The sequence below is a fragment of the Methylotuvimicrobium sp. KM2 genome, from assembly GCF_038051925.1.
Lineage (GTDB): Bacteria > Pseudomonadota > Gammaproteobacteria > Methylococcales > Methylomonadaceae > Methylotuvimicrobium.
This window is the reverse complement of sequence record NZ_CP150634.1, coordinates 4,960,409-4,974,124: the sequence shown is the minus strand read 5'-3', so window position 1 is coordinate 4,974,124 and position 13,716 is coordinate 4,960,409. Positions and strand designations below refer to the sequence as shown.

Sequence of the window (13,716 nt, the reverse complement as noted above, 5' to 3'; positions counted from 1 at the left end):
CGATGAGGATAGCGACAAAAAAAAGGCTCTCGATAAAGAGCTTCTTGATGCTGATAGTGTTTAGCTTATTCGCGACTTTCAAGGCACAGGCCGCAAACATCGATGTAACGGTCGATCGTAGCCCGGTCGGCTTGAACGAATCGTTCCAGATTACTTTTATTGCCGATGAAACGCCGGACGATCAGCCAGACTTTGCACCGCTCGAAAAAGATTTCGAGATACTTGGCCGGAGTCAAAGCAGTAGTACATCGATCATTAACGGTCAATACAGTAAGACGCAGCAATGGAAATTGTCGGTCATGGCTAAACGCGAGGGCGAATTGACGATACCGGCCATTGCTTTCGGCAAAGATCGTAGCAATGAAGTTTCCTTGATGGTGACCGAAGCCGGTAGCCGTGAGATTCAGGCCGCTGATGACGATCTGTTTTTGGAAGTCGAAGCCACGCCGGAAAATCCTTATGTCCAATCCCAAGTTCTCTATACCTTGCGTTTCTATCGCCGAGTGTCGATCACGCAAGCCCGGTTATCCGAACCGGAATTAGATAATGCCGTTATCGAAAAACTGGGCGAAGACAGCAATTACACAACTCAAATCGGCGGCATCGGTTATCAAGTCACTGAGCGTAAATATGCGATTTTTCCGCAGCAAAGCGGAACGATGACGATTGCCCCCTTGCAACTCGATGCCGAAGTGATTACAGGAGGCCAGCCTCGATTCAACGGTTTTTTTAATCGGCAAAGTACAAAGTTGAAACGTATTAACTCAAAACCCATTACCCTCGAGATCAAACCGGTTCCGGAAACTTTTACCGGCGCTCATTGGTTGGCTGCCGAAAAGTTGAGTCTGAGTCAGGAGTGGTCCGGCAATATTGCTCGAATGAGAGTCGGCGAACCGCTCACTCGAACGTTACGCATTGCCGCTCAAGGCGCGACGGTTGGCCAATTGCCCGAGTTGCATAAGCAGCCGAAACAAACCGATCTGAAAACTTATCCGGATCAACCGGTGTTGAATGAAAATAAAGATCCTAAAGGCATTAAGGCGCTACGCGAAGAAAAAATCGCGTTTATTACCGGAAAAGCCGGTCAATACACACTGCCGGCGATCGAAATACCGTGGTTCAATACCCGCACCGGACAAGTCGAAATCGCTAAATTACCGGAAACAACGCTGATTGCGGAAGGCGCAATGACGGCACAAGAGTTACCGCCACCAGTATCGAATGCCGAGTTTAAAGTTCAAGCAGAAACCGCTAGTTCCAAGAGCCCAACGCAGTCATCCAGGCAATTCGATTATTGGATGTGGGCGGCGCTGTTTTGTGCAGTCGGCTGGCTAGCAACCGGACTTTATTTCGGTTTGCGCCGTCCGGTAAAGTCCGAAGTAAAAGCGCAAGATCCGACTCAACAATCCTTGTCTGAATATGCCAAATCCTTGAAAAAAGCCTGTGCAGAAAACGATTCTCAAGCGGCTAAGAATGTCTTGATCGGTTGGGGCCGGGAAAAATACAAGGTCGCCAGTCTAGGCGACTTGGCCAATCATTGCGAAGCCAGATTACGAGACGAGATTATGCACCTGAATGCATGCCTTTACAGTGCGGACCGGCTAGACTGGCAAGGTAAAAAGTTATTTCAAGCCTTTTCCGAGCATAAAGCCAGGGAGCAACTCGGCGATAAGCCGGTAGACAATGAGTTGGAACCTTTGTATCGCGTGTGAAAACCGAACCTCGATTACCCGGCACCTAAATTTGAATTCCTTTAATCATCTTGGCGCCGGGTACGATTGGCGTGAATTGGAAACCTCGACAGAAATTTTCAGTATCGTCAGTTGATTATCGTTATGGGGCCGTGATCGTCGCAGTGATCACCGTGCGGGTGATGTAAACGTCCATTGACGATGTAATCGATGTGATCGCCATGCGGAATGGCCGCGTGCCCGCACCCTTCATGACCGCAAGCGCAGACTAACGGCGCACAAACGGCTGGGTTGGTTTCTGTTACAGCAATGACGTGTTCGTCGTAATGGTCTTGATGCGCATGATGCAAATGGCCGTCGTGTAAATAATCCACATGACCGTCATGTTCGATACGCATATGACCGCAATGTTCGTTATGAACGTGCTTGTGTTCGGTGTGAATGTGATGTTTCATGGAGGAATCTCCTAAATTAAAAGAGCGATAACGCCTTGTTTTAACAATCCAAATGTTCTCGACTGCGTTGAAACAAATCTCGAACATGGTCGTCAACTAGTCGATAGAAAGCATGCTTTCCGGATCGACGGAACTGTACCAGATGCAGATTACGCAGCAATCGCAGCTGGTGTGAAATAGCCGATTGGCTCATATCCAATAAGTTGGCCAAATCGTCCACGCATAACTCGGTGTGCAGGAGTGCGGCAATGATCCTTACCCTAGTGGGATCGGCTAAAGCTTTAAACAAGTCGGCCAATCGACCGGCTTCGCTCTCATTGGGCAAGTCCGGTATGGCCTTGGCCAACAACTCGGGATGCGTCTCTTGCCCATCGCAGCAGTCCTTAGCGCCTAGGCCAGGCGAATTAATCATATCAATATCTACTCATATGTTCATCTATTTATATTTGAGATAAGTATTTTATCCGAATGTTCAAAATATTTTTTTCATACCTTTAGCTCATTAAATTTCGGTGCCGGGGTGTCCAATAAGCTTCAACTTAAGTATGTTCATCGTAGATGAAAATTCGGCCTCGGAGTGCCCGTCAAATTTTAGAGAGGGTCAGGGATCGCGTGTAGAACGTGTTGTTGCCGAATTGCAAATGTCGATCGACAAATCGGTTACCAATTGATCCATATCAATCAGCGATAAACTAATAATGTGATAATGGCTTCACCCATAAGGGTGTTAAGTTTTGTTGTTCGATCGAACAACAGAACAATACGTTTTAACTCACAATTGAGAAAAGTTTATTATGAAAATTATTAGCCGTTTGTTTTTAGCCATTATTGCAGTTTCAGCCTTAGCCGCTTGCGGCGAATCCGGTCAAGGTCCCAGCCGACCGTCCGACTCTGCAAATTCAGCGCAAATGATGTTGAAATAACGACTTTCCGTTGCGAGTTTAACCGAGGTTTCCGCTACTCTTTAAGGGATTATGCGGTAGCTTCGGTTCAATAACAATTATTCGACAATGACTTTTAAAGAGTCCATATTGTTAATTTTGACGTTGCGTCGATTGATGGTAATGATTCCCTGATGGTTCAAATCGGCAAGCAAGCGGCTAACGGTTTCGTTAGTGATACCTAAAAAATTAGCGATATCTTGCCGTTTCATCGTCAAATTGAATTCGGTTTTCGAAAAACCTAAGGCATTGTATCGATGCGATAGCCTTAATAGAAAGGTCGCCATTTTTTCTTTGGCTGAACGATGACCTAATAACAAAATCTGATTATGATCGGATTCGATTTCCTTACCTAAAACGCGCAGCATTTGAGATTGCAAACTAGGAAACAACCGGCATAATTCATTAAGCTTCGATAATGGCAATTCGCATACTTTGCTCGTTTCAAGCGCTATGCTCGAGCTTGTGAAGCGCCCATGCTGAAAAGCGTCAAACCCCATTAATTCCCCGGGTAAATAAAATCCAATTGTTTGTTCGGCGCCATCCTCACTGTATATAAAACTTCTGAACGACCCTGTTTTAACGACGAATAAACTTCGGCATTTGTCGTCCTGTTGATAGATATATTGATCGGTTAACAGTGGCGCTTTGTTTTTTACGATTGTCTCGAACTGTTCCAGCTCGGTTTTCGGTAAGCCGTATGGAAGACATAGCTCGACTAACCTGCAGTCTTGGCATAATGTTTCGTATGGGTCATAGTCCATCGTTACTGTCATTATTTGGAATTGGGATGAAATCGTCGGCCGCCAAGGTAGCTCAGAAAGGGTCAGTTATCCATTGGTAGTAGTCATTGACAAGCATACCCCACAGCAAACAAAGTTGAACGATCCCTCATAAGGAAGGGATTAAAAGTCAATTAGTCCAGATATTTCATAGATGAGTCAAGTAGTATGCCGACTAATGGTTCATAAAGTAAAACCGGTTATTTGAAAAGCGGCCTAACTATCCATACTTAGCCTAAGGCTTTATAATTCCGCTTTCGAGATGGTTTAAGATTATCTAAGCAAGACATAGGAGTATATAGAATGGCAGCGACCGAATCTAATATGATGCCTTTAGGAACCCGTGCGCCGGATTTCGAATTACCCGATACCATGACCGGAAAGACTAAAACGCTTCAAGAATTGAAAGGAGAAAAAGGTACGGTGATTCTCTTCATGTGTAATCATTGCCCTTATGTTCTGCATGTCAAAGATCAATTGATCGCCATTGCCGAGGAATATCGAGCACAGGGCATTAGCACGATTGCGATCAGCGCTAATGATATCGTCAATTATCCGCAGGACGCGCCGGACAAAATGCAAACAATGATGCGGGAATGGGGCAACCCTTTCGCCGCTTATCTTTACGATGAAAGCCAGTCTGTTGCGAAAGCCTATCAAGCTGCTTGCACGCCGGATATCTATGTATTCGATGCAACCCTATCTTGTGTTTATCGCGGACGCTTGGACGGATCGACCCCTAAAAACGAAGTGCCGCTGACCGGTAGCGATTTACGCGCGGCCTTAGATAACTTATTGGCGGACAAACCAATCGATCCGCAGCAAATACCGAGTATAGGCTGCAATATTAAATGGAAAGATTAATGAACGTAAGGAAGCGGTTCCGGTTTTTCTTTTATTTTTTCAAATCTAATTAAGTAGCCGAAAATCGGTTTATTCTTCATCAAATTCAATGAAATCAAATCAAAAATTCAAACCTTGCGACTTGGTCATATATGGCGCGTTAGGCGATTTATCGACGCGCAAATTATTAATTTCGTTATATCGGCTCGAAAAATCCGAATTGATCGAGCCCGAGACTCGTATCATCGGTATTGACCGGCATGTTCTCGAAGAGGGCGGTTTCGTTAAAGTCGCGAGGAAAAGTTTACAGTCTTATCTGAACGAAACGATCGACGATGAAGTCTGGCAGCGTTACTCGGCTCGAATGCAATATCTCATGATCGACCTAACTCAGCTCGATCAATATAAACAATTGAATGCGGTCATCGATTCTAAATCCAGGGTACTGGTCAATTATTTAGCCGTTGCTCCGTTTTTGTTCAAAAATATTTGCCAGGGACTCGATAAAGCGAAAATTTTGACCCGGGAATCGCGTGTGGTCATGGAAAAGCCGATCGGTAACGATCTGAAATCCAATCGGGAAATTAACGATGCCGTCGCCGAAGTCTTCCAAGAGGATCAAGTATTCCGTATCGATCATTATTTAGGCAAGGAAACGGTACTGAATTTGTTGGCCTTGCGTTTCGCCAATTCGATCTTCACGACTAATTGGAATCACAATACCATCGATCACATTCAAATTACCGTTGGCGAGGAAGTCGGAATCGAGGGCCGTTGGGAATATTTTGATAAAACCGGTCAACTACGGGATATGCTGCAAAATCATTTATTGCAGATCTTGACCTTTATCACAATGGAACCACCCGCGTCGCTGGAAGCCGAAAGCATTCATAGCGAAAAAATCAAGGTGTTGAAAGCCTTGCGTCCGATTACCGCCGACAATGTCGAAGAAGTAACCGTGCGTGGGCAATACACCGCCGGTTACATGAAAGGACAAGCCGTGCCTGGCTATACCGAGGAGGAAGGTGCCAATAAGGAGAGTACCACCGAAAGCTTCGTCGCGGTGCGTGTCGATATCGATAATTGGCGCTGGGCCGGCGTGCCGATTTATTTACGCACAGGCAAGCGCATGCAAAACAAACGTACCGAGATCGTCGTTTATTTCAAGCGCTTGCCGCACAATATCTTTAAGGACAGTTACCGCGAATTGCCGCCGAATAAGTTGATCATTCATTTACAGCCGAAGGAAGGTGTCGAAATTGAAATGCTCAATAAGGTACCCGGTATCGGCGGTAGTATCACATTACAGCAGAATAAGCTCGATTTGAGCTTTTCTGAAACGTTCAAAAACAGTCCGTTTTTCGGCGGTTACGAGCGGCTGATTTTGGAAGCGATGCGCGGCGATCCGACCTTGTTCCTGAGTCGGCAGGAAATCGAACAGGCTTGGGCTTGGGTTGATTCGATACAAGATGCTTGGGCGCGTAGAAAAATCGCGCCAAAACCCTATTCCGCAGGAAGTTGGGGGCCGGTCGCGTCGGTCGCATTGCTGGCGCGTGACGGTCGGGCCTGGGAAGAGTAAGTGCAGTCTGGTAGGGTGCGCATCGCGCATCTTTCCACGGTACCGAGCCGTCAAGAGCCCGACTCAGGTGCGCGATGCGCACCCTACACCTGGCGATTAGTAGCCTATGAACACCAATAATTTCAAAAATATTTACTGATTAGTAAGCTTCTTCAGCTAAAGCCCAAAGATCAGCATATCCATAGCAGGACGGGGTTCGCAAGCCATGCGCGTCAAGCTAAAACGGCCAACCCACATCACGCTCTTTCCCAAGCTCCAGCTTGGGAAAGCCCCCCCCCCCCGGAAGCTCCAGCTTCCTGAACAGGTTACCCAAGCCGGAGCTTGGGTAACAGCATATTTTTGGTTTTTGCGACTACGACTGGCTCCTGCTCGGACACTTGGCTTCGGTAAGCTGAAGCATCTTGCTAATCAGGAAATATTTTGAGTTTAAAAACCGGAAACACAGCAATTAACTAAAAATGGTTTTTTCGATAGCTTAGCCCATGTTTGACACCTAACTTTAAAACTCTTTATGAATCAATATTTTATTGGATCATAAATGACCGTAAGGCACTACATAGGCGTTTTTTAAGCGTAATTCGATCTATAGTAGAGTTTTTTGTACACCTCCAGGAAGCGGGTCAAGGCCCAATGTGTGGTAAATCCGTGCTAATTCCGCTTCCGGTTGTGTGCTTTTGCGGATGTGCAGAATACCGCCGTCGGCGCGCCGGAAGGAGGCGGTGACGCGCTGCTGAACGGACAAGATGTCGCGCAGTGTGGACCAGCGGTCGTGAATGCCGTGTTCTTTCAGTTGCCGGCGGATGATTTGCACGAACTGATAGGCCAGGACGGTGATGAACAAATGGCCGTCGACGCGGACTTCTTTGTGATGGTAGACCGGACGAAGCCCGAGTTCGGATTTAAGGCTACGAAACACCGCTTCCAGGTCGGTGAGCATGATATAGGTGCGCCACAGTTTTTCAGCATCCCATTGCGTTTCGTTACTGCGGAGGCAATAGACGCCGGGATGGCTCAGGCGGCTGCCGGCTTTGGGCTGTTTCGACCAGGTCAGGCCGATGACTTTTTCGCCGGTCTCATCCGGGGTCAGTTCGATCGTGTAATGCTGGCCGATACCGTGGTATTTTTCTTGGAGCCGACCGATGCGCTGTTGCAGTTTGTCGAGGCGCTTTTCGGCGCGAGGCTTGTGGAGGCCGTCGGCGATTTTTTGTAATCCGGCTTCGAAGCGCTCGCACAGGTGTTGATTGATGCCGCGCTCTTTTTGTTCGCGCTGTTCGGAGTAGCAATACAAGCGCACTTCTTGGTGTTCGCTGTCGTCGATGCGCTGGATGTGGACGGCGGAGCCGGCGGCGGTTTCGATCGGGATCGCGGTGTCGGCTTCGAATTGCCGAGCGCGTTCGCGGCTGACGACCAGATAGCGGTAACCGTGTTCGCGCAGCCAGGTGAGATTGGCTTCCGTGGCGATGCCTGCGTCCATGACCACCAAGGCGCCGGGTGGTGCACCGAGGTCTTTGAGCATCTCGGCCAAGGTCTTGCCTTCCGAGGCATTGCCGTCGAAGGTCTGGGAACGGCGGACGAAGCCGCTGCCATCGAGCACCAAGCCCAGCGTGACCAGTGGACAGTCGCGGCGCTTTTCTTTGGAGCGGCCCCGTTGCGCTTTCGGATTGGCGGCCGCCGTGCCTTCGAAGTAGGTATTGGTCAAGTCGTATAAGGTAACCGTGGTCTCGAAACCGAACAGATCGTGCACCCGGTTGAACAGCGTGCGTTCGATGACGTCCCGGTGCTTCATCAAAGCGTCTGAAGCCCGATACAACGTGATCGGCTTCATGCGTTCGAAATCGACGTCCAACAGCTCGCCCAAACCGCTGCGCTGACCTAGCCAACGGTGCGTGGCGGCCTCAGAAGCCGGCGCTGCCATGCGCCCGATGATCGAACCCACGACCGCCGCCCGTATCGGCCCGGAGAGACCCAGTCCCATCAGCAGCGAGGTAAAATTGACCAAGTCCATCGCCGCCAAACCGACCTGCTCGACACCGATCGAACGGGGCCTCGCTAATTCCAGCGAGTTCGCATCAATGGTATATATTTCAGCGGGAGTCCGGGACTCCGGTGGCTCCGACGAGACCGATTCCGAAGCCGCCTGTGCGGCTTCATTGACGACACTCATGGCTGGGGTCGGGATCAACGAAAGCCTCACGAGCAATGGCGCGCTTTCCGCCAACAAGCGCGCGGCGATATGTTCCGCGGCCAAGGCCACCGTCTGAGGTAAGTCCGGATCGAATAAACTCGTTTGCAACGATAACAACTCCAGGACACGGCGACATAAGGCCGGCCAAAAAGTGGGCTGGATCGAAAAATGCCGGCCTAGATTCAGCAGTGTGACCTGTTTAACTTTTTGACCGATGCGTTCGGAATGAACCAGTCGATAAGTCTCATGAGGTTCGCCGGTGGCTCTGCAGCGGGTTTGAGTGCGTCGAATAAACATGCCGTCAACTTAGCGCAAACCGCGAGGCGGCGCAAGATGCCTAAGGCATTTTATGGCACTACATTAGCCATTTTCGAGGAAGTCGATTTTTATAGCCCAATGATATCAATTAGTTAAAAAATTAATAATTTTTGCGAATGATAGATATTTACTAGAAAATGTTAAAGGTGGGTTAGGCCATTAGTGTTCGCTTGAGGAATTAAACTCAAACAGTATTGCAGCATTATTTTTCTTCATGCAACCAACACGCCGAATAATGCTCGGTGCGCGGTTCGAATTCCGGCGGTTCTTCGACATCGCACAACCCTTTGATGGCATGCGGGCAGCGCGGGTGAAAGTTGCAACCCGGCGGCGGGTGCAGCAGACTGGGCGGTTCGCCGCCCGGCAATTCGCGTTCTTGAGAGGCATTCTCGGCATCGGGGTCGGAGGTGGCCGCCAGCAAGGCTTGCGTATAGGGGTGCTGCGGAAAGTCGAGTAGATCGTCGACAACGGCCGCTTCGACAATACGACCGCCGTACATCACGAAAATGCGATCGGCGAAATGCCGCACGGTGGATAAATCGTGCGTGATGAAGGCCAGCGTCAATTCGCGCTTGCTTTGTATCGTGCGCAGCAGGCGCAGGATCTCGACGCGTACCGAGGCGTCCAGCATCGAGACCGGCTCGTCGGCGATGATCATCGCCGGTTGTAAAATCAGCGACCGGGCAATGACGACCCGCTGTTGCTGACCGCCGCTGAGCATGTGAGGAAACTTCGGCAAATAATCGTCGGCCGGCGACAGGCGCACTTCCTCCAGTGCAGCACGAATGCGTGCTTCACGTTCCTTCGAGTCGCTTACGCCGTGAATGATCAGCGGCTCGCTCAAGGCGCGACGGATTGTCATGAAGGGCGGCAGCGCGCCGAAAGGGTCTTGCTGCACATAGCCGACACGCGCCCGGTATTGCTTGAGTTCATGCTTATTTAAGTCATGCATATGGCGGCCTTCGAAGACGACTTCGCCTTGAGTCGGCTTATGTAGACCGAGTAAGGTGCGCGCCAAGGAGCTTTTGCCGCAACCGCTTTCGCCGACGAAGGCAACCGCCTCGCCGCGATAGAGATGGAAATTTACGCTATTCACCGCGCGCACATAGCCCGCCCGGATAAATCCCCATTGCTTCAATTCGAACCAGGTATGCAAGTCTTGGGCGCTAACCAAAACCTCTTTGCTTAACGGCCGTGTTTCCAAAACGGGAGTCGGAGTGTTATGTAATCCTCGCGGCTTGTCGGTTTCGGTGCGGTCCGCATAAAGCCAACAACGCACTTCGTTTCGTTCCGATAAGGCTATCGGCACAGGATTTTCATCGCAGTGGTCGAATCGGGCCGGACAGCGATCGGCGAAACGGCAGCCCGAAGGCAGCAGCATCAGGTTCGGCGGTTGACCTGGAATGTGATCGGGTTGCCGGGTCTGATGCAGGCGAGGGACACTATCCATCAACAGCTTTCCGTAAGGATGGGCCGGTTTTGCAAAAAACTGTGCGGCACTGCTAAGTTCCACGATTTGACCCGCATACATCAGCGCGACACGATCGGCGATTTCGCTGGATGTGGCGACGTCGTGAGTAATCAGCATGAAGCTGGTGCCCAATTCCCGCTTGATGCGTTTCAATCGATTCATGATGCCGGCCTGCGTCAGAACGTCCAACGCCGAAGTCGGCTCGTCCATGATCACCAGTTCCGGCTCCGCGACCAAGGCCATTGCCAGTACCACCCGTTGGCGCATGCCTCCGGAAAGTTCGAAAGGATAGCGCTTCAGAAAATCGTCGGAGACGCCTACCAGCTCGAACACTTCACCGGCACGGGCCATAGCTTTATTTCGGGACCAGCCGCGATGCACCCACAACGGCTCGGCAACTTGCTCGCCGACTCGCACGACAGGATTCAAGGCGTTCATCGAAGCCTGCATCACTAGAGAAATACGCAGCCATTGAACGTCCCGGCGAAAGTGCTCGGGATTTAGGGCCATGATGTCGACACCGTCGAGCAGTACTCGGCCCGAATAGTGATAGACATTGCGCGGCAGTACCCGCAACAGGGCCTTGGCCAACGAGCTTTTGCCGCAGCCCGACTCGCCCAGCAACACTAGCGCTTCATTACGCCGGATTTCGAAGTTCAAGCCATCTACTGCAGTGACGACGCCGCGTTCGGTTTGATAGGCAAGCCTCAGATCTTCAACTTTGAGCAGGGGTTCTGTCATCATTAGATCCGCCGTAGCCTGGGGTTGAACACGCGATCCAGCGCAAAACCGAGCAAGGCAAAACCCAGACCTGTCAGCATTAGCAGCAAAGCCGGAGCCAGCACCCAATAATAATAGTGATTGTACAGAGCGCTTTCGTTTTGCGCGTCATTGAGCACCTTGCCCCAAGTCGGCAGCACCGGATCGCCGAGCCCTAGCACCGCCAACGAGGCCTCCAGAAAAACGAAGGCCGGGATCAGCGTAACGAAGGTAGGAATCAGCACCGGCAGAATGCGCGGGACCAAGTAATGCAAAATGATGCGGCTATCGCTGGCGCCGTAGGCTTGCGCGGCTTGAATGTATGGAGACTCGCGTATCGGCAGCAGCATTGCTCGGTACATTTTGGCGCTGGCGCTGAAGATGCCGAGCAGCACCACGACGCCCAGCATTAGCCAAATGCTGGTTGAATAGAGCGTTCCGACCATGACCAGTATCGGCAGCAACGGTAAAATCATGTTGATTTCGGTGAGTCGTTGGATGGTGGCATCGAGGCGCCCGCCGAACCAGACGCCGGCCGCTGCGATCACTAAGGTCGTCAGCGTCGTGCCGACAGCCGCCAAGAGGCCGAAAGCCAGCGCGATCGGCGTACCCCACAGCAGCGCGAGTAGCAAATCGCGGCGCTGATGATCGGTACCGGCGAGGCCGTGAACGTGCCCATAAACAACCAGTTCGGCGGTGATTTCGGCGGCTTCGTCGAATAATACGGCATCCAAGACCAGCGTGTAGCGTCCGGGCAAAACGTCAGGCGAGTCAGTGCCGGGCCGCGCCAGCAAACCCACATGGGGGAGTAGGCCCAGACGGCGTTCCAATGCCCAATCCTGGGATAGCGAAAAACGGTCGTTGGCCGTGATACGACGTCCTCCTAAGGGTATTTCGCGCCCGTCGGGGGTATGCCAAGTCAGTCGGGCAAAGGGTTCCCGGGTGTGCTTTTCCGACTTCAGAAACAAGTTGATTTCACTCGGAAACTCGGAAAAATCATAGTCGAAATGTAAGGGTATTCTCAAGCGTCTACCGCCGGAGAAAGTCACCGATTCGGTTTCGGCGTCATGGCTGGAAATAATCAACGTTTTAGGCTTATTACCGCCTTTCAGTCGATCCAGCCATACCGGTTCGGCATTTCGCGGATGCATGCGCCAATAGTCTCCTCCGCGCCAACGATCGAGGGCCTCGTCATAGGGTATTGCGATAACCGTAACAATCGATAAACCGACTAAACAGAAAATGATCGCCATGCCGAGTAACGCGGAAGGATAACGGCGCAGTTCCCACAGTCGTTCGCTCCAGTATCTCATCGGGAGACTCCAATACGTACGCGCGGATCGACGATGCCGTACACGATGTCCAGCACCAGGATGGAGAAGGCCAGCAAATATGCGAAGATCACCACCGAGCCGATGATGACCGGCGTATCATGATGGCCGATAGCTTGAAAGATCAAAGTGCCAAGGCCTGGCCAGCTGAAGGTTCGTTCTAAAATGATCGCACCACTCCACATGCTGATCAGCATCAGCATGAAACTGGTAATGACCGGCGCCAGCGTCGGCCTTAAAATATAGCGTCGCTCTATCATCCGCGAAGGTAAGCCTTTTGCTCTGGCCATTTCCACGTAATCTTCGCTGGAGTGAATCAAAAAGAAGGTTCGCCAGGAATAGATCGAAATGAAAATTTGCGACACCAGCATGGCCAGTACCGGCAAAGCCATGTGTTTCAAAACACTGAGCGTATAGTTCCAATTGTCTTCCGGCGGCGGCGCCCGCACCATGCCGCCGGCAGGCAGTATCGGCAAAAGGAAAGCGAAGCATAGAATCAAAAAAATACCGTAGAACCAAGCCGGTGCCGCTGAAGTCGGTGCCAAAACGATGACGATACGATCCATGAAACTGCCGTAGTGCCGGGACAGCCATAAGGCGGTATAGACGGACAAGAAAAAAATCAACAGATTGGCCGTGCCGAATAAAAGCAAGGTGGCCGGCAAGCGCTCGAGGATGATGGCATGGACTTCGCGCGAGCCCTTGTCGCTGTGCATCTGTTCGGCACGCCCTAGATCTAGGCGCATCGCGCGGTAAAGATAACTGAAACTACGCAGCAGAAAAGGTCGGTCCAGGTTTAGTCTTTGAACTTCCAAGTCTACGCGGCGTTGTATCAGTTGATTACGCTCCTCGCTGTCGAGTTCGCGGAAAGACAAGTCGCCGCGCACGGCTTCGGAAATTTCGCTACGGATTTGCACCAGGCGCAATTCGTCCACGCGCCCTCCCATGTTGGCAATCAATATGGTGAGATAGACGCCGATCAAAACCATTAGCATCAACGCAATGACGCGTTTGCCGGTCAACAACAGCATCAGTTTGAGATCGCGAAGCAATCCCTCAGCTTTCTTCGGAATACTTGGGTCTTGACTAGGGTTCATGAGGGGTGTTGATTCCAAAATATGTCACTTAATTTTTTACCATGAAGCACATGAAGTGCATGAAGGATTTCAAGAAATTACCAAAATCTTCTCGTTAACCTTTTTGGTGAGCGAAAGCTCTATTCAAACGCATAATAAGTTATTGAGTTAATATCCTATTCTTCATGATGAAATACTTTTTCTAGGTTAACTGGTTTTGAAAATTCTATATTACGGTATTGGGACAGTTGATAAAGCACTCAATTTTCTTTCCTTCATTATCTT

General features: G+C 50.5%; 11 protein-coding genes. 4 read left to right on the top strand and 7 right to left on the bottom strand.

Annotation, left to right across the window (positions count from 1 at the left end; all coding sequences use genetic code 11):
* Positions 1–47: 47 nt before the first annotated feature.
* The gene (locus WJM45_RS20945; protein ID WP_341326943.1) at positions 48–1,712 is read left to right on the top strand and encodes a BatD family protein; all 1,665 of its coding nucleotides are present in this window, start codon (positions 48–50) and stop codon (positions 1,710–1,712) included.
* A gap of 107 nt (positions 1,713–1,819) precedes the next feature.
* Here WJM45_RS20945 and WJM45_RS20940 read toward each other — a convergent pair whose 3' ends face one another.
* Entirely contained in the window at positions 1,820–2,146 is a 327-nt protein-coding gene (locus WJM45_RS20940; RefSeq protein ID WP_341326942.1) for a hypothetical protein, read from the bottom strand.
* Between the two features lie 40 nt (positions 2,147–2,186).
* A complete protein-coding gene (locus WJM45_RS20935) occupies positions 2,187–2,558 on the bottom strand; it encodes a metalloregulator ArsR/SmtB family transcription factor (protein WP_341326941.1) in 372 nt (123 codons plus the stop codon).
* Positions 2,559–2,940: 382 nt separating this feature from the next.
* Between WJM45_RS20935 and WJM45_RS20930 the strand changes: the two genes are divergently transcribed.
* Positions 2,941–3,069 (top strand): hypothetical protein, encoded by a 129-nt coding sequence (locus tag WJM45_RS20930; protein WP_341326940.1) that lies wholly within the window; start codon positions 2,941–2,943, stop codon positions 3,067–3,069.
* Between the two features lie 77 nt (positions 3,070–3,146).
* On the opposite strand, the gene fnr is transcribed toward WJM45_RS20930, so the two are convergent.
* Positions 3,147–3,851, bottom strand: coding sequence for a fumarate/nitrate reduction transcriptional regulator Fnr (gene fnr / locus WJM45_RS20925; protein ID WP_341326939.1), 705 nt, complete (start codon positions 3,849–3,851; stop codon positions 3,147–3,149).
* Positions 3,852–4,172: 321 nt separating this feature from the next.
* Here fnr and WJM45_RS20920 point away from each other — a divergent pair, with 321 nt between their 5' ends.
* Positions 4,173–4,733, top strand: a complete 561-nt coding sequence (locus WJM45_RS20920; protein ID WP_341326938.1) for a thioredoxin family protein — start codon at positions 4,173–4,175, stop codon at positions 4,731–4,733.
* A gap of 88 nt (positions 4,734–4,821) precedes the next feature.
* Complete coding sequence (zwf, locus tag WJM45_RS20915) at positions 4,822–6,291, top strand: glucose-6-phosphate dehydrogenase (protein WP_341326937.1); 1,470 nt, start codon at positions 4,822–4,824, stop codon at positions 6,289–6,291.
* 583 nt (positions 6,292–6,874) lie between these two features.
* Here the strand turns inward: zwf and WJM45_RS20910 are convergent.
* The 4 genes from WJM45_RS20910 to WJM45_RS20895 all read right to left on the bottom strand — a co-directional run bounded on the left by WJM45_RS20910 (position 6,875) and on the right by WJM45_RS20895 (position 13,452).
* Positions 6,875–8,773: an IS1634 family transposase gene (locus tag WJM45_RS20910; protein ID WP_341325412.1), complete on the bottom strand. Its 1,899-nt coding sequence runs from the start codon at positions 8,771–8,773 to the stop codon at positions 6,875–6,877.
* A 223-nt stretch (positions 8,774–8,996) separates the two neighbouring features.
* Positions 8,997–11,009, bottom strand: coding sequence for an ABC transporter ATP-binding protein (locus tag WJM45_RS20905; protein ID WP_341326936.1), 2,013 nt, complete (start codon positions 11,007–11,009; stop codon positions 8,997–8,999).
* Positions 11,009–12,337 (bottom strand): ABC transporter permease, encoded by a 1,329-nt coding sequence (locus WJM45_RS20900; protein ID WP_341326935.1) that lies wholly within the window; start codon positions 12,335–12,337, stop codon positions 11,009–11,011. The genes WJM45_RS20905 and WJM45_RS20900 overlap by 1 nt, the downstream gene beginning before the upstream one ends.
* The gene (locus WJM45_RS20895) at positions 12,334–13,452 is read right to left on the bottom strand and encodes an ABC transporter permease (protein WP_341326934.1); all 1,119 of its coding nucleotides are present in this window, start codon (positions 13,450–13,452) and stop codon (positions 12,334–12,336) included. Before WJM45_RS20895 ends, WJM45_RS20900 begins: the two co-directional genes overlap by 4 nt.
* Between the last annotated feature and the right edge of the window lie 264 nt (positions 13,453–13,716).